16 protein-coding genes are annotated in these 20,815 nt (G+C 70.1%); 6 read left to right on the forward strand and 10 right to left on the reverse strand.

Annotation, left to right across the window (positions count from 1 at the left end):
* Positions 1 to 1,045: 1,045 nt before the first annotated feature.
* The 3 genes from VF139_00710 to VF139_00720 all read right to left on the reverse strand — a co-directional run bounded on the left by VF139_00710 (position 1,046) and on the right by VF139_00720 (position 5,506).
* Positions 1,046 to 2,353 (reverse strand): citrate (Si)-synthase, eukaryotic, encoded by a 1,308-nt coding sequence (locus VF139_00710; protein HEX6849897.1) that lies wholly within the window; start codon positions 2,351 to 2,353, stop codon positions 1,046 to 1,048.
* A 66-nt stretch (positions 2,354 to 2,419) separates the two neighbouring features.
* Positions 2,420 to 5,278 carry an excinuclease ABC subunit UvrA gene (gene uvrA / locus VF139_00715; protein HEX6849898.1) on the reverse strand — a complete coding sequence of 953 codons (2,859 nt, stop codon included), beginning with the start codon at positions 5,276 to 5,278 and terminating at the stop codon, positions 2,420 to 2,422.
* 3 nt (positions 5,279 to 5,281) lie between these two features.
* Positions 5,282 to 5,506: a hypothetical protein gene (locus VF139_00720; GenBank protein ID HEX6849899.1), complete on the reverse strand. Its 225-nt coding sequence runs from the start codon at positions 5,504 to 5,506 to the stop codon at positions 5,282 to 5,284.
* Positions 5,507 to 5,556: 50 nt separating this feature from the next.
* Here VF139_00720 and folD point away from each other — a divergent pair, with 50 nt between their 5' ends.
* Entirely contained in the window at positions 5,557 to 6,483 is a 927-nt protein-coding gene (gene folD / locus VF139_00725) for a bifunctional methylenetetrahydrofolate dehydrogenase/methenyltetrahydrofolate cyclohydrolase FolD (protein ID HEX6849900.1), read from the forward strand.
* A 1-nt stretch (position 6,484) separates the two neighbouring features.
* Complete coding sequence (coaE, locus tag VF139_00730; GenBank protein ID HEX6849901.1) at positions 6,485 to 7,132, forward strand: dephospho-CoA kinase; 648 nt, start codon at positions 6,485 to 6,487, stop codon at positions 7,130 to 7,132.
* Here coaE and panD read toward each other — a convergent pair.
* The 6 genes from panD to folK form a co-directional block, all read right to left on the reverse strand.
* Positions 7,096 to 7,488: an aspartate 1-decarboxylase gene (panD, locus tag VF139_00735; protein ID HEX6849902.1), complete on the reverse strand. Its 393-nt coding sequence runs from the start codon at positions 7,486 to 7,488 to the stop codon at positions 7,096 to 7,098. The genes coaE and panD overlap by 37 nt on opposite strands.
* Positions 7,489 to 7,547: 59 nt before the next feature.
* Complete coding sequence (locus VF139_00740) at positions 7,548 to 10,250, reverse strand: serine/threonine-protein kinase (GenBank protein ID HEX6849903.1); 2,703 nt, start codon at positions 10,248 to 10,250, stop codon at positions 7,548 to 7,550.
* Positions 10,251 to 11,096, reverse strand: coding sequence for a pantoate--beta-alanine ligase (panC, locus tag VF139_00745; GenBank protein ID HEX6849904.1), 846 nt, complete (start codon positions 11,094 to 11,096; stop codon positions 10,251 to 10,253). It lies immediately after the preceding gene.
* Between the two features lies 1 nt (position 11,097).
* Positions 11,098 to 11,892 carry a 3-methyl-2-oxobutanoate hydroxymethyltransferase gene (gene panB / locus VF139_00750; GenBank protein HEX6849905.1) on the reverse strand — a complete coding sequence of 265 codons (795 nt, stop codon included), beginning with the start codon at positions 11,890 to 11,892 and terminating at the stop codon, positions 11,098 to 11,100.
* Positions 11,893 to 11,953: 61 nt separating this feature from the next.
* Positions 11,954 to 12,592: a deoxynucleoside kinase gene (locus VF139_00755; GenBank protein HEX6849906.1), complete on the reverse strand. Its 639-nt coding sequence runs from the start codon at positions 12,590 to 12,592 to the stop codon at positions 11,954 to 11,956.
* Positions 12,589 to 13,113, reverse strand: a complete 525-nt coding sequence (gene folK, locus VF139_00760) for a 2-amino-4-hydroxy-6-hydroxymethyldihydropteridine diphosphokinase (GenBank protein HEX6849907.1) — start codon at positions 13,111 to 13,113, stop codon at positions 12,589 to 12,591. Before folK ends, VF139_00755 begins: the two co-directional genes overlap by 4 nt.
* A 94-nt stretch (positions 13,114 to 13,207) precedes the next feature.
* On the opposite strand from folK, the gene VF139_00765 reads away from it, so the two are divergent.
* Genes VF139_00765 through glmS form a run of 3 tightly spaced genes read left to right on the forward strand, consistent with a single transcriptional unit; the run spans position 13,208 to position 17,048 of the window.
* Positions 13,208 to 13,768, forward strand: coding sequence for a tetratricopeptide repeat protein (locus VF139_00765; GenBank protein ID HEX6849908.1), 561 nt, complete (start codon positions 13,208 to 13,210; stop codon positions 13,766 to 13,768).
* Positions 13,769 to 13,776: 8 nt separating this feature from the next.
* Positions 13,777 to 15,177: a bifunctional UDP-N-acetylglucosamine diphosphorylase/glucosamine-1-phosphate N-acetyltransferase GlmU gene (gene glmU, locus VF139_00770; protein HEX6849909.1), complete on the forward strand. Its 1,401-nt coding sequence runs from the start codon at positions 13,777 to 13,779 to the stop codon at positions 15,175 to 15,177.
* A 29-nt stretch (positions 15,178 to 15,206) separates the two neighbouring features.
* The gene (gene glmS, locus VF139_00775) at positions 15,207 to 17,048 is read left to right on the forward strand and encodes a glutamine--fructose-6-phosphate transaminase (isomerizing) (protein HEX6849910.1); all 1,842 of its coding nucleotides are present in this window, start codon (positions 15,207 to 15,209) and stop codon (positions 17,046 to 17,048) included.
* Here the strand turns inward: glmS and VF139_00780 are convergent.
* Complete coding sequence (locus VF139_00780; protein ID HEX6849911.1) at positions 17,009 to 18,355, reverse strand: sodium:solute symporter family protein; 1,347 nt, start codon at positions 18,353 to 18,355, stop codon at positions 17,009 to 17,011. The two genes, glmS and VF139_00780, sit on opposite strands and share 40 nt — an antisense overlap.
* A 202-nt stretch (positions 18,356 to 18,557) precedes the next feature.
* Between VF139_00780 and VF139_00785 the strand changes: the two genes are divergently transcribed.
* Entirely contained in the window at positions 18,558 to 20,804 is a 2,247-nt protein-coding gene (locus VF139_00785; GenBank protein ID HEX6849912.1) for a UvrD-helicase domain-containing protein, read from the forward strand.
* Positions 20,805 to 20,815: the final 11 nt, after the last annotated feature.

Consider the following 20,815-nt stretch of genomic DNA (forward strand, 5'->3'; position numbering starts at 1 on the left):
GGATCCTCGTCCACCGACACCGACTCTACTTCAGCTATCGCCGCGAGATGCTCGTGCGGGTTTGCCGCGATCACCTCCTGCGCCCGCGTTGTGAGGTCCACCGCTGGCCTCGACTCCGCGACCGCCCACGTACTGACTATCGCTAGTGCACTCGCAAGACCCGCCGCGCGTCTCACGTTCAGTTCTCCTAGGTGTCTAACGCTCGCGCTAACCCGCGCGCCCCGCGGCGCGCGGCTTGCGCATGCAAGCCGCGTGACGCGGGAGTGCGGCGGGTTGGGCGCGTTGTTGGGCGGCCTGGCTCACTTGTTGTCTCCGCACACGAACGCGAGCTGCTTCATCGCGGCACGCAATTGAGACACACGCGTTCGCAGCACTGCCGTTGGTTCCTCGTAATACGGGAGCAGCCTCTCCCCACACATGACGTTGAAACACCGGTCGGTGAGTCCTGAGGCTCGGACAGGTGGTGCCGAGGGTTCACTCGCGCTCGCATAGCACCGACGCTCACCGACATCCACAGCCAGCATGCATTCGTAGTCAAGTAGAAGGTCGTTGCCGGAAGAGGCTTGGCCTGCCCGGCAGAGCGCCTCGGCGAGGGGCCCGTAGAGTTGGTAGTTGGGGATCTCGTGACATGACGTGTCGAGAGCGGCCCGGAATGCATCGGCCGCTGCTCGATATTCGCCATGAGCAAGCGAACGCTTTGCTCGCGCCAGAGCTTCGGCGTAGACCGGATTGCATTCTTGGGGCGCTGAGAATTCCGGCCAGGTGACCGTGTGCCCGTCGGGCATCGGTGCGGCGGCCCCCAGGACTACCAGCAGAGCCCCCGCAATACTCATCGACCGTCCTTGTCCGCCCAACCCGATATCGACACAACTCGCGTGCGCGGTAAGGCGAGTTCCGTGTAATCAGGTATCAACAACAACCGGAATAGCTCCACAGCTTGCCTCCCCGGCCGCGGGACGTGCCCCGACTATACGCCCTTCCCCCCGAAAACGAACGGGGCGGCCCCGCGGCCGCCCCAGATGAACCCCGTGGATGAACCGCGCGCCTACGACTCGAACTTCTTCTTCAACCACGCGGTCGTGACGCTCTTGGGCCGCTCGAGCGGGAAGCCGAGCGCGCGGTCGAGGACCAGCGATGCCAGCACGCCGATCGCGCGCGAGATGCCGAAGAGAACCGTGTAGAAGTCGTATTCGGTGATTCCGTAGTGGACGAGGATGACGCCCGAGTGGGCGTCCACGTTCGGCCACGGGTCCTTCGCCTTCCCCTGCTTGAGGAGGACCGGCGGGACGACGTCGAAGAGCATCCGCACGATCTGGAAGTTCTCGTCGTCGGGCATGTGCTTCTGGGCGAACTCCTGCTGCGCGGTGTAGCGCGGGTCGGTGACGCGAAGCACGCCGTGACCGTACCCCGGAACGACCCGCCCGGCGCTGAGCGTGTCCCACACGAACTTCTCGAGGGTCTCCTTCGAAGGGACGCCGCCGCCGAGCTGCTGCTTCACCGCCACGATCCAGCGCATCACTTCCTGGTTCGCGAGGCCGTGCAGGGGGCCGGCGAGGCCGTTCATCCCGGCCGACAGGCAGTAATAAGGATCGCTCAGGGCGCTGCCGACGAGATGCGTCGCGTGCGCGCTGACGTTCCCGCCCTCGTGGTCGGCGTGGATCGTCATGTAGAGCCGCATCATCTCGTCCACGCCGGGGCCGGAGACCCCCATCGCGTGGGCGAGGTTCGCCGACCAGTCGAGCGAGGCCGGGCCGGCGCCGACGTGGCGTCCGCCCTTGAACGTGCGCCGGTAGATGTACGCCGCGACGAGCGGCAGGCGCGCGATCAGGAGCATCACGTCGTCGTACATCGCCTCCCAGTGCGCCGACTTCGGCATCCCCTCGCGATAACGCTTCGCGAAGATCGAGTCGTTCTGGAGGGCGAGGATGCCGATCGACAGCTGCGTCATCGGGTGCGTGTCGGCGGGGAGGTGGTCGAGGGTGCTCGCCACGTGCGCCGGGAGCGACTCGAGCGACCGCCACTCCTGCCGGACCGACTCCGCCTGCTCCGCGGTCGGGACGTCCCCCGTCAGCAGGAGCCAGAGGACCCCTTCGGGGAGCGGCTGCTCCCCGCCGGGGGCCTTGGGCATCACCTTCTGCATCTCGGGGATGGAGAGGCCGCGATACCGGATCCCCTCGTGGGGATCGACCGCGGAGGTCTCGGTGACCATGCACTTCAGGTCCCGCATGCCGCCGTAGGCCTGCGCGACCGTGCTGTCGCCGAGGGACTTCTCGCCGTGCGCCTTCAGCACGGCCTCGATGTCCTTCTTGAAGGTGGGGATCTTGGAGGCGAGGGCTTGCTTCAGAGCCGACATCGCGAACTCCTGCGGTTTACGCGGTGGGCCTAAGAAGCGGCAGATTAGGCGCCGTTCCGGGCGCTGTCAACGGTGGCGCGCGGCCTTCGGTCGGGCGGGGGCGGGCGCGGGGGCCGACGCGCCGAGCAGCGGCACGAGAAACGCCCCGGTCCGCGACTCGGAGACCCTGGCGACGTGCTCCGGGGTCCCCTCGGCGACGATCTTCCCTCCCTCGTCCCCCCCCTCGGGGCCGAGGTCGAGGATCCAGTCGGCGGTCTTGATCACGTCGAGGTTGTGCTCGATGACGATGATCGAGTTCCCCTGCTCGACCAGCCGGTCGAGGACGGAGAGCAGCTTCTTGATGTCGTCGAAGTGGAGCCCCGTCGTCGGCTCGTCGAGCAGGTACACCGTCCGTCCGGTCGCCCGCCGCGAGAGCTCCTTCGAGAGCTTGATCCGCTGGGCCTCGCCTCCCGACAGCGTCGTCGCGGGCTGGCCGAGGCGGATGTACCCGAGGCCGACGTCCTGGAGGGTCTGCAGCTTGTCGCGGACGAACGGGACCGCCTCGAAGAACTCGAGCGCCTGGTGGACGGTCATCTCGAGGACGTCCGCGATGTTCTTCCCCTTCCAGAGGACCTCGAGGGTCTCCCGGTTGTAGCGGTGCCCGCGGCAGACGTCGCAGGTGACGTAGACGTCCGGGAGGAAGTGCATCTCGATCTTGAGGACACCGTCCCCCTCGCAGGACTCGCACCGCCCCCCCTTCACGTTGAAGGAGAAACGGCCGGGGGCGTACCCGCGCACGCGCGACTCGGGGACGCTCGAGAACAACTCGCGGATCGCGGTGAAGACCCCGACGTAGGTCGCCGGGTTCGACCGCGGAGTCCGGCCGATCGGCGACTGGTCGATGTCGATCACCTTGTCGACGTGCTGGATCCCCTCGATCCGCTCGTGCGCCCCCGCGGGCTCCTCCGCCTGGTGGAGCGCCTTGGCGAGGGCCCGGTGGAGGATCTCGTTGACGAGCGTGCTCTTCCCCGACCCCGAGACGCCGGTCACGCAGGTGAAGGTCCCGAGGGGGAAGGTCGCCGTGACCTTCCGGAGGTTGTGTTCGGTCGCCCCGACGATCCTCAGGGCGCGGCCGTTTCCCGGCCTGCGGCGCGAGGGGACCTCGATCCGCTCGAGCCCGGAGAGGTACCGGCCGGTCAGCGAGCGCGGCGACACCGCGATCGCGTCGGGAGGCCCTTCCGCGACGATCTCCCCGCCGAGCTCTCCGGCCCCGGGGCCGAGATCGACGACCCAGTCGGCGGCGCGGATCGTCTCCTCGTCGTGCTCGACGACGACGACGGTGTTCCCGAGGTCGCGCATCGCCGTCAGGGTGTCGAGGAGCTTGCGGTTGTCGCGCTGGTGCAGGCCGATCGAGGGCTCGTCGAGGATGTAGAGGACGCCGGTCAGGCGCGAGCCGATCTGGGTCGCGAGGCGGATGCGCTGCCCCTCGCCTCCCGACAGGGTCGCCGCCCCGCGATCGAGGGTGAGGTAGCCGAGGCCGACGTTCTCGAGGAACCCCAGCCGCTCGCGGATCTCCTTGAGGATCGGCGCCGCGATCTGCGTCCCGCGCGCGTCGAAGGTCAGCGTGCGGTAGCGCGCGAGCGCCTCGCGCACCGACGACGCGGTGTGCTCGGCGATGTTCCGTCCCTCGATCCTCACCGCGAGGCTCTCGGGGCGAAGCCGCGCCCCCTTGCAGGCGGGGCAGGGGTGCGACGCCATGAACTTCTCGAGCTCCTCGCGCCGCGACTCCGACTCGGTGTCCTTGTAGCGCCGCTCGAGGTTCGGGAGGATCCCCTCCCAGGTGCGCGTCCACTCGTAGGTCGAGGACTTTCCCTTCCACTTGAAGGCGAACTCGCGCTCCCCCGCCCCTTCCCAGAGGATCTTCTTGAACGCCGGAGGGAACTTCGCGTACGGGAGCTTCGGGTCGACCTTGTAGGCCTTGAAGAGCCCCGATTCGAGGACCTGGAACCAGTTCCCGTCCCCCCAGGCGATCGCCCCGCCGCGCAGCGACTTGTCGGGATCGACGAGCAGCCGGTCGCGGTCGAACGAGCGCTTGAGGCCGAGGCCGTCGCAGGCGGGACACGCCCCGTACGGCGAGTTGAAGGAGAACATCCGGGGCGCGAGCTCGGGGACCGACACGCCGCAGTCGGGGCACGCGAGGTGGCGCGAGAAGAGCAGGTCGCGTTTGCCGTCGACCTCCACGACGACGAGCCCCTCCGCCGCCTCGAGGGCCGTCTCGACCGAGTCGGTCAACCGCCCGCGGAGGTCCCCCTTGATGACGAGCCTGTCGACGACGATCTCGATCGTGTGTTTCTTCTGCTTGTCGAGGTCGATCTCCTCGGCGAGGTCGTGGGGGGCCCCGTCGACGCGGGCCCGGACGAACCCCTTCGCCGCCGCGTCGCGCAGCTCTTTCTTGTAGGTCCCCTTCCGGCCGCGCACGATCGGGGCGAGGACCTGGATCCTCGACCCGGCGGGAAGCTCGAGGACCGCGTCCACGATCTGCTGCACGGTCTGCGAGGTGATCGGCTTTCCGCAGTTGTGGCAGTGGGGCGCCCCCACGCGCGCGAAGAGCAGGCGCAGGTAGTCGTAGATCTCGGTGACGGTCGCCACCGTCGAGCGCGGATTGCGCGAGGTCGTCTTCTGCTCGATCGAGATCGCCGGGGACAACCCCTCGATCGACTCCACGTCCGGCTTTTCCATCTGCTCGAGGAATTGCCGGGCGTAGGCGGAGAGGGACTCGACGTAGCGCCGCTGCCCTTCCGCGTACAACGTGTCGAAGGCCAGGGACGACTTGCCGGAGCCCGACACCCCCGTGAGCACCACGAGCTGGTTTCTCGGGATCCGGACGTCGAGGTTTTTGAGGTTGTGTTCCCGCGCCCCGCGGATGACGATCTCGGTCGCCGCCATTCGTTACTTCTTGCCCCCGGGGATCAGGAGGAGGAGCGCCCCCGCCCCGATCGCGGCGATGGACACCCACATCGGGACCGCCATCGTCTCGCGGTCCTTCACCTCGAACTTCGCGACGCCGAGGTCGACCTCGTGCGTCTCCCGGGTGTACTCGAACCCCTTGTAGACGAGGCCCAGCACCCCGAGGGCGATGAGCACGATTCCCGCGATCTTGCGCACGTTACCCACCGTGGGACCCTCCATTTCAGAGCGACTTCGCATGCTATCGTTCGACCGCGATGTCCACCACGTCTTCCGGTGCCCGCATGCTCGACGGGAAGGCCTGCGCGGAGGCGATCCGGGCCGAGGTCGCGGCCGGCGTCGCGCGGCTGAACGCGGCTCGCGGCATCGTTCCCGGGCTCACGGTCGTCCTCGCCGGAGAACACGCCGCCTCCGCGGTCTACGTCCGCAACAAGGAGAAGGCGGCGACGGACGCCGGCATGCGTTCGCGCGTCCTCCGGTTCCCGGCCGAGGCGACCGAAGCGCGACTTCTCGAGGCGGTCGCGTCGCTCAACGCCGACCCCTCGGTGCACGGGATCCTCGTCCAGCTCCCGCTCCCCGCCGGGGTGGACGAGCACCGGGTCCTCCTCGCGATCGACCCGTCGAAAGATGTCGACGGGTTTCACCCCGTCAACGCCGGGCGCCTTTCGATCGGTCTTCCCGGGTTCGTCCCGTGCACTCCCGCCGGAGTCCTCGAGCTCCTCCGCCGCAACGGCATCCCGCTCGCGGGACGACGCGCCGTGGTCGTCGGACGGTCCAACATCGTCGGCAAGCCGATGGCGCTCCTCCTCCTCCGTGAGAACGCAACCGTCACCGTCGCCCACTCCCGCACCCCCGATCTCGCCGCGGTCACCCGGGAGGCGGACGTCCTCGTCGTCGCCGCCGGGAAGCCGGGGCTCGTCGGTCGGGAGCACGTGAAGCCGGGGGCGGCGGTCGTGGACGTCGGCATGCACGCCGTCTCCGACGAGAAGACCTGTCACGCGATCTTCGGCGACGACGACCGGCGCCTGCGCCAGATCCGCGAGAAGGGCTCGACCCTCGCCGGGGACGTGCGTGCCGTCGAGGTCGCCCCCGTGGCCGGCTGGCTGAGCCCGGTCCCGGGCGGTGTCGGCCCGCTCACGATCGCGATGCTCCTGAAGAACACCCTCGACGCCGCGGAGCGATGAGGTGGCGACCCGGCCCGTCCTGCGCGTCGGGCTGACGGGGGGGATCGCTTCTGGGAAGACGACCGTCGCCTCGCTCCTCGCCGAACGCGGCGCGTTCGTCCTGGACGCCGATCGCATCGGCCACGACCTCATCGCCCCGGGGGGAGCCGCTCACGCCGGCGTCGTCGCGCGCTTCGGCCCCGCGATCGTCGAGCCGGACGGCTCGATCTCGCGCCCGCGCCTGGCGGCGATCGTCTTCGCCGACGACGAGGCGCGCCGCGCGCTCGACGCGCTCGTCCATCCGCACATCCTCCCCGAGGTCGAACGGCTCCTGGCCGCGTACCTCGAGACCGGGCGCGCCCTCGTCGCGGTGGTCGATGCGGCGCTCCTCGTCGAAGCCGGGATGACGCGCGCCTTCCACCGGCTCGTCGTCGTGCGGTGCGTCCGCGAGACGCAGATCCGCCGGCTGATGACCCGCAACGGGCTCACCCAGCAAGAGGCCGAGCGGCGCATCGACGTTCAGGCTCCGCTCAAGACCAAGCTGGCCGCGGCGGACTACGTCATCGACACCGACGGGACGATGCGCCAGACCCGCGAGCAGGTCGATCGGCTGTGGCGGGATCTGCTCGGCGACTACGAGGCGTTGACCCGGACCCCGGCCCCTTCGTAGTCCTTGGTGACGGTCACCCGGTTGCGGGCGTCGACGAGCACGATCTTCGGCTTGTGGTCGCGGACCTCGGCCTCGGGGATCGAGCAATACGCCGCGATGATCACCTTGTGGCCGGGGCCGGTCATGCGCGCGGCGGCGCCGTTGATGCAGCAGACGCCGCTCCCCTCGGGGCCTTCGATCAGGTAGGTCGAGAAGCGGCTGCCGTTGTCCACGTCGTAGACGTCGATCCGCTCGAAGGGGACCATGCCGGCGAGCTTCATCAGGCCGGCGTCGAGGGTGAGGCTCCCCTCGTATTCGACGTCGCACTCCGTGACCGTGATCCTGTGGACCTTGGCCCGAAGCATCTCTCGCATCATGGGTCGGACTCCTTTTCGGGTCGCCCTCCTTGGATTCGGATGGGCGCCAACCGGATACTCTAGCCGTGGAGCTCGCCGGGCTCAACCCGCCCCCGCGTGGCGCCCCAGGCCCCCCAGACCGCCAGGGCCAGGACGGCGAAATAAGCCGCCATCCCGTAGGGCGAATACCAGCGGCCGGTGTCGGTGCAGAAGGGGAAGTTGTTCCCGATCTGGCCGACCAGGGACGAAACGACCGTCGCCAGCAGCCCGAACCGGACCAGGACGCCGATGACGACGGCGAGCTGGAGCAGGCCCAGGACCGCGACGAACCACCCCCCGTCCTGCGCGGTGGCGAGGGCCACGATGGGGCCGAAGACCACCGCGACCGCCGCCGCCGCCCGTCCGGTCGTCTTCAGCCAGCGCTTGAGGGTCGCGAAGAGCAGCATCATGAACAGCGGCGAGATCAGGGAGTTGATCTGGACGCTGAGGAACTGTCCGATCCACCCGCGGATGCCGAGGGTGCCGTCCATGTCGATGTACGCCGGGGCGAACCCCGGCCCGGAGGTCCCCTGGACCGCCAGCGCCGCCGCCACGAAGGCGGTGACCGCCGCGCTGACCCCGACCCCGATCAGCGCGTCGCGGCCGACGAGCGGGTCGCGGAACCGGCCCGCGAGCAGGCGCGACCAGGAGATCAACGCGTCGGGCCAGGACTTGCGCACGATCGGCTCGAGGCCGAGGTAGAGCAGCGCGGCAAGCCCTCCGATGAACAGCGCGAAGCCGGTCGCGCGCACGAAGAAGTTCCACTCCGCCACCGCCGACGCCTGGTGATTCGCGAAGCAGGCCCATTGGCCCATCGTGACGGCGAATCCCCACGCCGCCAGCCGCCAGGCGCCGCGCCGGTCGGCCCGTCCCGACACGAGGTTCCGCCGGGCCAGGAACGCCGCGCCGAGAACCCCCAGGAGAATCAGGGCGATGTTGAAGTTGCGGCCGACGCGCTGGGCCAGGGTCGCCTCGCGCGGCGCGGTCCGGGTCGGCAGGTCCCACGGTTTGATCAGGTCGAAGTAGACGACCTTCCCGAACGCCGACGCCGCCTCGATGCGAACCTCGCTCCCGAAGTACTCGGGCATCGTGCCGACCCAGGCGATTCGACGGTCGGACCACACGGGAGGGGTCCAGGTCGAGGGGACCTCGCGGAACGCCGACGGATCGAGGCCGGCCGCGGCGAAGAGCGTCGTCCAGTCCGGCGCGGACGCCTCGGCGCCCTCGGGGGCCTGCTGGGGCGGAGTCACCTGCAGGTGCTGCACACGTCCCTTTTCGTCGAAGAACACGACCCCGTCCCCCGACAGGTGCTCCGGGGGCGGGTCGTCGGGGACGACGCGACCGAAGGCGTTCCCCGGCGTCAGCTCCCGGGGCGCCTCGCGGTACCAGAAGGTCACCGCCCCGTACCTCCCCGAGCGGAGCCGCTCGAAGCGATCCGCCTCGGTCCGCGCCTTGAGCCAGTCGATCGCCGACGTCCCCGCGCCGAAGGACCACGCGCGCTCCACCGGCTTCGCGTCGTACCCCGCGGCCTCGAACGCCTGCCGGCCCCGCTCCGCGAGCGCCTCGGGGGACCGCTCGAGGTCGGTCCAGCCGAGGACGGTGCGCGGCGCCAGCGCGACGCCGGAGGCCAGGAACGCGGCGACGACGAAGGCGACGAGTCCCCAGGCCCAGGCGGCCGGAAGCACTCCGCTGCCCCCCGCCGCGGCGACCATCTCCGGGGAGGGGGTTTCCCCCGCGGCGAGGGCCGCCTGGAGCGGGTCGCCGCCCGGAAGGGCGACGGCGACGGCGAGAGCGGAGGCGGGACGAAGGGACGGATCGCGCTCGAGACAGCGCAGGATCACCCTCTCGACCGCGGGGTCGATGTCCGCAAGGTGGTCCGACGGCCGCGTGACGTCGTGCGATTCCCGCAGCTCCTGGAGCTCGGCGAAGGTCTTCGCCTCGAAGACCGGTTTCCCGGTGAACAGCTCGTACAGGGTCACGCCCAGGGCGTACAGGTCGCTGCGCACCGTGACGTCGCGCCCCTCGATCTGCTCGGGGGCCATGTACGCGGGGGTCCCGGAGCGAAGGTCGGATTCCGCGAGCTCCTCGCGGAACCCCGCGAGGCCGAAGTCCATGATCCGGACGGTGCCCAGGCCGTCGAGCATCACGTTCTCGGGCTTGAGGTCGCGATGGAGCACGCCCTTGTCGTGCGCGGCGGCGAGCCCGGCGCACAGTTGCCGTGCGATCTGCACCGCCTTGTCCTTCGGGAGGCGCCCGATGCGCCGGAGCAGCGACGCGAGGTTCTCGCCGTCGACGTACTCCATCGTGAGGTAGGGCTGGCCGTCCACCTCGCCGATGTCGTGCACGCGACAGACGTTGGGATGGGTGACCTGCCGCGCGAGCCGGACCTCGTTGTGGAACCGCGCGAGCATCGAGGGGCTCTGCGCCAGCGCCACCGGGAGGAACTTCAACGCCACCGTCTGGGCGAGCTTCACGTCCTCGGCGCGGTAGACCTCTCCCATCCCTCCCTTGCCGAGGAGTCCCTCCACCCGGTACCGCCCGGCGACGAGCTCCCCCGCGACGAAACGCGAGCGCCGGCCGCCGGAGACCGACGACGTCGTCATCGCGCGCGAATCGTCCGACACGACGGTCGGCGTCTGGCTCGAACTCACGGAGGCCGCGACGCGGGAGACGCCGCAGGAGGGGCAGAATCGGGCCTCCTCGGGGAGCGGGGTGGCGCAGCGCGGGCAGGACGCGGTCGTCATTCAGGGCCTCAGGACGGTGTTGTCGATCAGGCGGGTCTTGCCTGCGAACGCGGCCACCGCCAGGAGCAATTCCCCCTCGAGCTTCGGCGCCGGCTGCAGCGTGGTGGTGTCGACGAGCTCCAGGTAGTCCACCCGCAGACCCGCCTCCGCGTCGAGGATCGCGCGAGCCGCCGCGACCACCTTCGCGGGGTCGCGCTCCCCGCCGGCCACGGCGCGCTCGGCGGCCTCCAGGCACGACGGGATGGCGCGGGCGGCCCGGCGCTCCGCCGCGGACAGATAGACGTTGCGGCTGGACATCGCCACCCCGTCCTCGTCGCGGACGATCGGGAGCACCAGGATCTCGACGTCGACCAGGAGGTCGCGGGTCATCCGCTGGAGCACGATCGCCTGCTGCGCGTCCTTCTGGCCGAAGGCGGCGACGTTCGGCTTCACCACCTCGAAGAGCTTGAGCACGACCGTCGCGACGCCCCGGAAGTGGCCGGGACGCGACGCCCCCTCCAGGCGCGAGGAGATGCCCGCGACCTCGACGAACGTCGAGGCGCCCTCCGGGTAGATCTCCGCCGCGTCGGGGGCGAAGATCACGTCGACCCCCTCCCGGACGCACAGGTCGCTGTCGCGCGCGAGGTCGCGGGGGTAACGGCTGAGGTCCTCGTTCGGGCCGAACTGGGTCGGGTTCACGAAGATCGACACGACCGTGAGGTCGCATTCGGCCTTCACGCGGCGGACGAGGCTCATGTGCCCCTCGTGCAGATACCCCATCGTCGGCACGAAGCCGATCCGGCGCCCCGCGGCGCGCGCGCGCCGCGCGAGCTCCTTCATCGCGTGGACCTTGCGCACGATCTCCATGTCAGGAATACGTCTCGGCGTCCGACGGGAACGCCCCGGAGCGCACGTCCGCAGCGAAGCGCGCCACCGCGGCAGCCGCGTCGTCGTGAAGGCGGAGGTACCGCCGCACGAACTTCGGAACGTCGCCGGGGAGCATCCCGAGGAGGTCGTGGATCACGAGAACCTGCCCGTCGCACCGCGCCCCCGCCCCGATGCCGATCGTGGGGACGGGGACCTCCGCCGTGACGCGTTCGGCGAGCGGCGACGGGATCCCCTCGAGGACGATCGAGAAACACCCCGCGTCGGCGAGGGCCCTGGCGTCGGCGAGGAGCGCCTCCGCCTCCTCCGCGCCGCGTCCCTGCACCTTGTAACCGCCCATCCGGAGGACCGACTGGGGGGTGAGTCCGAGGTGCCCCATCACGGGGATCTCGGCGTCGAGGATGGCGCGGATCGCCGGGAGCCGTTTCCTCCCCCCCTCGAGCTTCACCGCGTCCGCCGAGGCCTCGCGGACGAAACGGGCGGCGTTGCGCACCGCGTCCTCCGGACCGAGGTGGTAGGAAAGCCACGGCATGTCGGCGATCAGCAGCGCGTGGGTGCGCCGCCGGGAGACCGCCCGCGTGTGGTGGACCATGTCGTCCATGGTCACCTCGAGGGTGTTGTCGTGGCCGAGCACCACCATCCCCAGGGAATCGCCGACGAGGAGGGCGTCGACGCCCCCCGCCTCGGCGGCCGCCGCGGTGGCGGCGTCGTAGGCGGTGAGCACGACGAGCGGTGGGCCCTTGCCCTTGCGGTTGCGGAAGGCCGGTACGGTGATCATCGAGGGCCTCCTTATCTGCCCGCCCTCGTCCGAGGGTCGAACGACGTGAAGGCGAACGGGCTCAGGCGGACGACCCGAGCGGACGGTAATACTGCACGCCGCGCTCCATCTTGCGGATCTGGTCGACGAGCTCGTCGAGATCCCCCTCCTGGTGCACGAAGTCGATCTCGCTCGTGTTGATCACCAGAAGCGGCGTCGCGGTGTAGTTGAAGAAGAAGTAGTTGTACGCCTTGTTCACTTCGTTGACGTACGCCTCGGAGATCTGGGACTCGTAGTCGCGTTTGCGCCGGCGGATCCGGTCCATCAGGCGCGAGGTGTCGGCCTGGAGGAAGATCACGAGGTCGGGCTTCGGCACCGTCCCCTCGAGCATCGCGTAGAGCTTGTCGTAGATGAGAAGCTCCGCGTCGTCGAGGTTGAGGTACGCGAAGATCTTGTCCTTCGGGAAGATGTAATCGCAGACGGTGACCTGACGGAAGAGGTCGCGCTGCGAGAGCTCCTGCATCTGGCGGTAACGCGACAGCAGGAAGAACAGCTGCGCCTGGAACGCAGCGCCCGGCTTGTCGCTGTAGAACTCGCGAAGGAAGGGGTTGTCCACCTGCTCGAGGACCTTGTGCGCTTCGAACTTCTTGACGAGAAGCTCGACGAACGACGTCTTCCCGACGCCGATCGGCCCTTCGACCGCGATGGAGCGGAATTTCATGAGAGGCGGGAGTATACGGGCCCGTCGTTCGGCAAGGCAAGACGCGCGACGGGTCTCGCGAACGTCGGCGCGACGAGCGCGGCGAGCGCCTGGGCGGGCGTTCTGAGGGTGACGGGCTCGATCAGGTCCGCCTCGATCTCGGCGAGCGGCGCCAGCACGAACGCGCGCTCCCACAGGCGCGGGTGCGGGAGCTCGAGGCCGGGTCCCGAGCGGACGAGTCCCCCGAGAGCGAGGAGGTCGAGGTCGAGGGATCGCGGCGCGTTCCGCTCGCCGCGCACGCGGCCGTGATCGCGCTCCACGGCGAGCAGGATCGCGAGCACCGCCTCGGGGTCGAGCGCGGTCTCGATCCTCGCCGCGGCGTTGAGGAACCAGAGGGGCTCGCGGGTCCCCACCGGCTCGGTTTCCCAGGCCGAAGAGACCGCCCGGAGGGCGATTCCCCCCCGGGACACCCCCTCGAGCCCCGCCTGGAGCATCGCCAGGCGGTCGCCGAGGTTGGAGCCGAGCGCGATGTACCCGTGCACCCCCCCAGCATAGCCGCGTTGATCCGGGTGGCGGCCATCCGCTAGGATGGCGCGTCTCCCTCCAAGTATTTGGGACGACGGAGGTTCCCCGGGCATGAGCAGCAAGAAATCCAAATCCGAAGCCAAGCCGGATGCCGCGCGCCCGGCGCCGCGCCACGGCGCGACGTACGAGCGTGCCGTGGCCGAGTTCGAGCATGCGCTCGGCCTGCTTCACCAGGGGCGTCCCGCCGACGCGCTCGCGAAGTTCCGCGCCCTCGCCGCCGAACACGACGAGGAGCTCGGCCTCGCCGAGCGCGCGCGCGGGTTCATCGCCGTCTGCGAACGGCGCACCGCCGGCCCCGCGACGCTTCCGCAGACCCACGAGGCGTTGTACCTCGAAGGGGTGGCCGCCTCCAACGCGGGCCGCCTCGACGAGGCCCTGAAGATGCTCGACCGCGCGGTCGAGATGCGACCGCAGGAGGCCGCCTACCTGTACGCGCGCGCCTCCGTGCGCGCGCTCCAGGGCGCAGCGGACGCCGCCGCGGGAGACCTGCGCCGCGCGATCCAGCTCGACGGGAAGCTGCGCTTCCAGGCGCTCAACGATCCCGACTTCGAGAAGGTCCGCGACGAGGCGTCGTTCATCGACGTCATCGAGCCGACCCCGACCGGGGCGTGAGCCCGGGCGTGGCGCGCCGTTCCGCCGGGACCGTCCTCGTGCTCGCCGCGGGCCAGGGGACGCGGCTGAAGTCGAAAACGATCAAGCTCCTCCACCCCGTCGCGGGGCGGCCGATGGTCGCGTGGGTCGTCGACGCGGCGCGGGCCCTGAAGCCCGACCGCCTCGTCGCCGTGGTCGGTTTCCAGGCCGACGCGATGAAGGGCGCGCTCGGCGACGCCGTCGACGCGTGCGTGCTCCAGTCGGAACAGCGCGGCACCGGGCACGCCGTGCTCCAGGCCGCGCCTTCGCTCAAGGGACGGCTCGACGAGCCGCTGCTCATCGTGAACGGCGATCTCCCCACGCTGAAAACCTCGACCCTCCAGGCGCTCGCGCGCCTGCACCGGACGTCGAAGGCGGCGCTGACCCTCGTGACCGCCGAGCTCCCCGATGCGACCGGTTACGGCCGCGTCGTCCGCGACGACGCCGGGAAGGTGGTCCGGATCGTCGAGCACAAGGACGCCACGGAAGAGGAGCGCGAGATCCGCGAGATCAACTGCGGGATCTACTGCGTCGATCCGGCCGCGCTCTTCCCCATCCTTCGCTCGCTCCGCCCGGACAACGCCCAGGGGGAGTACTACCTCACGGACGCCGTGCACCGGCTGATCGCGAAGGGCGCGAAGGTCGGGGCGCTCCTGCACGAGGACGCCGAGGAGGTCCTCGGGGTGAACACCCGCGAGGAGCTCGCCCGGGCCGGGATCACCCTCTACGCGCGCAAGGCCGCCGACCTCATGGCGTCCGGAGTGACGCTCCTCGACCCCGACCGGATCTGGGTCGACCCACGCGCGAGGATCGGGCGCGACACGATCCTGTGGCCCGACGTGATCATCGAAGGACCGAGCGTTCTCGGGGAGGGCTGCGTCGTGCGCCCCGGGTCGCGGCTGAGCGACGTCCGGGTCGGCGATCGCGTCGAGATCCGGGACCACTGCGTCGTCCAGGATTCGAGGATCGCCGCCGGAGCGGCCGTGGGCCCGTTCGCCCACCTGCGCCCGGGGACCGTCCTGGCCGAGGACGTCCGCGTCGGGAACTTCGTCGAGACCAAGAAGGCGAAGCTGGGCCGGGGCTCGAAGGCCTCCCACCTGACCTACCTCGGCGACGCGACGGTGGGCGCGGGGTGCAACATCGGGGCGGGGACGATCACCTGCAACTACGACGGGGACGCCAAGCACCCCACGACCCTCGAGGACGGCGTCTTCATCGGGAGCGACACCCAGCTCGTCGCGCCCGTCCGGGTCGGCAAGGGCGCCTACGTCGGGGCCGGCTCGACGGTGACCCAGGACGTCCCCGCGGGGGCGCTGGCGATCAGCAGGGGCCGGCAGCGGAACATCGAAGGATGGGCCACCCGGCGAAAAGTTGGCAAGAAGCACGATTAGCCTTAAGTTCTGGCCGGGGTAACACGTCCATGTGCGGAATCGTCGGGTACGTCGGGGACAAGGACCCGGTCGAGGTCCTGATCGAGGGGCTGCGCCGGCTCGAATACCGGGGCTACGACTCGGCCGGGATCGCGGTCGTCAACGGCAACGGCGAGCTCAGCATCCGGCGCGCCCCCGGGAAGCTCCGGGACCTCGAGCGCGTGATCGCGGACAAGCCGGTCCACGGCCGCTACGGCATCGCGCACACCCGGTGGGCCACGCACGGCCGCCCCACCGAGGAGAACGCCCACCCCCACCGCGACTGCACCGGCCGCGTGGTCGTCATCCACAACGGCATCATCGAGAACTACCTCGAGCTCAAGCACGAGCTCCAGGCCAAGGGGCACCAGTTCCTCACCCAGACCGACACCGAGGTCGTCGCCCACGCCATCGAGCAGGTCATGAAGGACGACGGGGCCGACCTGGTGGGGGCATTTCGGACGGTGCTCCCCCGCCTGCGCGGGATCTACGCCCTGGTCGCGATCTCGACCGACTCCCCCGACACGCTCGTCGCCGCGCGCCTGGGCCCTCCGCTGGTGGTCGGCATCGGCCGCGGCGAGTGGTTCGTCGCTTCGGACATCCCGGCGATCCTCATGCACACGAAGGACGTCGTGTTCATGGACGACCACGAGATCGTCGTGGTCGACCGCTCGGGAGCGCGCTTCAGCAAGCTCGACGGCACGCCGTTCCACAAGCCCTCGCAGCGGATCCCGTGGGATCCGATCATGGCGGAAAAGGGCGGTTACAAGCACTTCATGCTCAAGGAGATCCACGAGCAGCCGCGCGCGGTGCGCGACACGCTGCTCGGCCGGGTCAGCCTCGAGTCCCCCGAGGTCCACCTCGAGGAGATGACGATCTCCGACGAGAGCCTGCGCGGGATGACCCGTTGCCAGATCGTCGCCTGCGGGACCTCGTGGCACGCGGCCCACGTCGGGAAGTTCCTGATCGAGAAGCTCGCCAAGATCCCGGTGATGGTCGACTACGCGTCGGAGTACCGGTACCGCTCCCCCCTGGCCAACCCCGAGGTCCTCTCGGTGTTCATCAGCCAGTCGGGGGAGACCGCGGACACCCTCGCGGCGCAGCGCGAGGCGAAGGCGCTCGGCGCCACGACGCTGGCGATCTGCAACGTGCGCGGCTCGATGCTCACCCGCGAGGCGCACGGGACGATCCTGACCCACGCGGGCCCGGAGATCGGCGTCGCCTCCACGAAGGCCTTCACGAGCCAGATCACGGCGCTCTGCGTTCTCGCCCTCAAGCTCGGACGGCTCCACGGCCGGCTCGAGGAGGACGCGGCGATGGCGTTCGTGCGGCACCTCTACCACATCCCCGCCCAGATGGAGCATTACCTCTCCGACGACCGGGGGATCGAGGACCTCGCGAAGACGTTCATGAACCACCGCGATTTCCTCTACCTCGGCCGCGGCGTGAACTACCCGATCGCCCTCGAGGGAGCGCTGAAGCTCAAGGAGATCTCGTACATCCACGCCGAGGGGTACCCCGCCGGCGAGATGAAGCACGGGCCGATCGCGCTGATCGACGAGAACCTGCCGGTCGTCGCGATCACGCCGCACGACGCGGTCTTCGAGAAGATGCTCTCGAACATCGAGGAGGTGAAGGCCCGATCGGGGATCGTCCTCGCGATCACCGACCAGCACGACACCGACCTCGAGCAGCGCGCCGACGCGACGGTGGTCGTGCCGAAGACCCACGAGCTACTCTCGCCGCTGCTCACCGTGCTGCCGCTGCAGCTGCTCGCGTACCACATCGCCCTGCTGCTCGGCTGCGACGTCGATCAGCCCCGGAACCTCGCGAAGAGCGTGACCGTCGAGTAGGCGCCGACCGCCGCGACGAGCGACGCCGTGAAGGCGTTCGGCCAGCCCAGCGCGTAGTCCCCGACGAGCTGGACGACGGCCCCCGTCGCGAGCGCCGCGATCCCCGCCGCGGGGACCGCCTTCCGGTCCCACAAACCCGCCGCCATCGCGACGAACAGCCCCGCGCCCCCGAACGCCGACGCCTGCGCGACGAGGTCGTAGACGCTGTCGGCGGAGAAGGCGATCGCGTAGGCGGCAACACCCGCGATCGCGACGCCGACCCGGTTGAGGAGCACCTTGCGCCCTTCGCTCGCGGCGGGCATGAGCCGAAGGACGCCGTTGTGCACGACCACCGACGACGCCGCGAGGAGCGCGCTGTCCACGGTCGAGAGGATCGCCGAGACCAAAGCCCCCGCGAAGACGACGTGCATCACGGTTCCGAGGTGGCGCGCCGCGAGCGCCGGGAGGACCTGTTCCGGCGAGGCGAGCCCGGGGAGCATCGCGGCACCGTACAGGCCGAGCGTCACCGGGATGAGGCCGACGGCGACGTAGATCCCCGCCGCGCCGATCGTGGCGTTGCGGGCCAGGTTCGGCGAGCGGCTCGCGAGGATCCTCGAGATCATCTCCTGCGCGGTCACCGACCCCAGGATCGGGACGAGCCAGTCGTTCAACACGTGGAGCCACGGCCGCGCGGGCTCCGCGGGAGCCGCGGCCGCCGCGGGCGGCGACGCCCCGCTCCCGACGACCGCGATCAGCAGCACCACGAGCCCCACGATCAACGCGACCCCCTGGACGATGTCGGTCGTCGCGTCGGCGAGGATTCCCCCGGAAACCGTGTAGACGATCACGACCCCGGCGGCGAGCGCCGTCATCCACGCCGCGTCGTGCCCGGAGACCGACGCGAGCACCTGTCCGAACGCGCGGATCTGCGCCGCCGCCCACAGGAGCGACGTCGGCGCCATCAGCACGATCGCGAGGCGTTCCGCGTTCGCTCCGAACCGTTCCCGGAACAGGTCCGCGAGGGTCACGAGACCCCGCCGCCACAACGCCCGCGCGAAGACGACCCCGGCGAGCAGAAGGCACAACGCGTAGCCGAACGGATCGTGCGTCGCCCCCGCCCACCCGCGGGAGTAGACCTCCGACGCCGCCCCGATGCAGGTCTCCGCACCGAACCAGGTGGCGAAGATCGAGGCCGTCGCCAGCCACGGCCCGAGGCTGCGCCCGGCGAGGAGGTAATCCTCCTCGGTGCGGATTCGGCGGGAGATCCACATCCCCACCACGAGCTGCAGGGCGACGTAGCCGAGGACGCCGAGGAGGAGCGGGCTCACGGGGGCGGGAGGATAAACCGAGGGGATTGCGCCGTGTCGCTTGTTTTCGAGCCGCGCGCCGCCACGGAGCACCGGAACCGAGCGATGTTGCCCGCTCGCAACGATGGCAACCTTACGTACACGGCGCAATCCCCTCCCTCGGGACCGATCCGCTTCCCCCCGTTGCTACAATGCGCCGGTTCCAAGACCCCGAGGACGCCCCTTGAATCCACCGGAGCCGCAGCCGACGTCCGTCGACCGTCTCGTCTCCGCGCTCAACCCCGAGCAGCGCGAGGCGGTCGTGCACGAGGGCGGCCCCCTGCTCGTCCTCGCGGGGGCCGGTTCCGGCAAGACCCGCGTCATCACGCACCGCATCGCCTGGCTCGTCCTCGAGCGCGGCGTCGCCCCCTGGAACATCGTCGCCGTCACCTTCACCAACAAGGCGGCCGGCGAGATGCGCGAGCGGGTCGAGAAGATCCTCGGCTCTCGCGCCGAGGGGATGTGGATCGGGACGTTCCACGGGTTGTGCCTTCGCATGCTGCGCCGCGACGGGGAGCGCGTGGGGCTCGCCTCCGGGTTCAACGTCTACGACTCCGACGACCAGCTCGCCCTCGTGCGACGGATCCTGAAGTCGCACTCCGCCGACGACGCCGCCGGGACCGCGCGCCCGTTCCTCTCGAGGATCAGCCGCTGGAAGAACTCGATGATCGCCCCGGAGAACGCCTCGAAACAGGCCTTCTCCCCGGACGCGCGCCTGCAGGCCGAGGTGTACGCGGCCTACGAGGAGGGCTTGAGGCGCGCGAACGCCTGCGACTTCGACGACCTGCTGCTGAAGGCGCTGGCGCTCGTCGACGCCGAGACGAACCCCGACCTCCTCGAGAAGTACGCGGCGCGCACCCACCACCTGCTCGTCGACGAATACCAGGACACCAACCGCCCGCAGTACCTGATGGTCCGCGCTCTCGGGACCGCCCACCGCAACGTGTTCGTGGTCGGCGACGAGGACCAGTCGATCTACAAGTTCCGCGGCGCCGAGATCCGGAACATCCTCGACTTCGAGCGCGACTATCCCGACGCGCGCGTGGTGAAGCTCGAGGAGAACTACCGCTCGACGGGGACGATCCTGGACGCCGCGGGGGCGGTGATCTCCCGCAACGTCGCCCGCAAGGGAAAACGCCTGTGGACGCGCAACGACCGGGGCGACCGCGTGAAGCTCTTCCGCGCTCCCGACGACCGCGCGGAGGCGACCTGGGTCGCGCGCCAGGTGCAGTCCCTTCTCGGCTCCCTCGATCACGGCGACTTCGCGGTCCTCTACCGGACCAACGCGCAGTCGCGGTCCTTCGAAGAGGCGTTCCGGCGCGACCGGATCCCGTACCAGGTCGTGGGCGCCGTGCAGTTCTACGAGCGCAAGGAGGTCAAGGACGTCTTAGCCTACCTGAAGCTCGCCGTGAACCCCTCCGACGACGTCGCCTTCCGGCGCGTCGTCAACACGCCCCCGCGCGGGATCGGCGACACCACGCTCCAGTCGATCGAGGAGGTCGCGCGGGCCACCCGCGTGCCGCTGCTCGCGGCCTCGCGCCGCGCCCTCGAGCAGAACCTCCTCCCCTCGCGCTCCGCCAAGATGCTCTCCGACTTCCTCGCCCTCATGGAGACGCTGCAGCTGCGTGCCGCGGAGGAACCCGCGCCGGTGGTCATCGACGGCGTCCTCGAGGGCGTGGACTACGACCGCTACCTCGAGAAGGCGTTCCCCGGCGAGTCCGAGGACCGGCTCGAGAACGTCCGCGCGCTGGTCTCGGCCGCCGCGGAGCACGAGAAGGAGGCGGAGGAAGCCGGCGAGCGCGCGACGCTGCACGGGTTCCTCGACCGCTCCGCCCTCGTGTCGGACGCCGACGAGGTCGGCCGCGGACCCGGCGTGACGCTGATGACGATCCACAACGCCAAGGGGCTCGAGTTCCCGGTCGTCTTCCTCGCGGGGATGGAGGAGAACCTCTTCCCCCACGCCCGCTCGGCGGGGAACGACGAGGACCTCGAGGAGGAGCGCCGGCTCTGCTACGTCGCGATGACCCGCGCGAAGCGGCGCCTGTTCCTGTCGCTCGCGGCCTCGCGGTTCGTCCAGGGGATCCCGCAGGCCAACCGCCCGTCGCGGTTCCTCGAGGAGATCCCCGACACCGTCCTCTCCGAGGAACGCCCGTCGGCGCCCCCGTCGTCCGTGCGGGAGCCCGAGCGCGCGTGGGGCTCGAGCGCGGCGCGCCCGATCCGCCCGGCCGGACCGCCCCCTTCGATCAAGCCCGCGGGGGACATGCCCGCCGACGGCTTCGCGATCGGGCGGACGGTGCGGCACCCCATGTTCGGCGACGGCAAGATCACCGAGCGCGAGGGGCAGGGCCCCCAGCTCAAGCTCACCATCTGGTTCGCGGGCCACGGCAAGAAACGGATCCTGCCGTCCTACACCCGTCTCGAAGTCCTGTAAGGAGTCCGTGT

This window comes from Candidatus Polarisedimenticolaceae bacterium (assembly GCA_036376135.1).
Lineage (GTDB): Bacteria > Acidobacteriota > Polarisedimenticolia > Polarisedimenticolales > DASRJG01 > DASVAW01.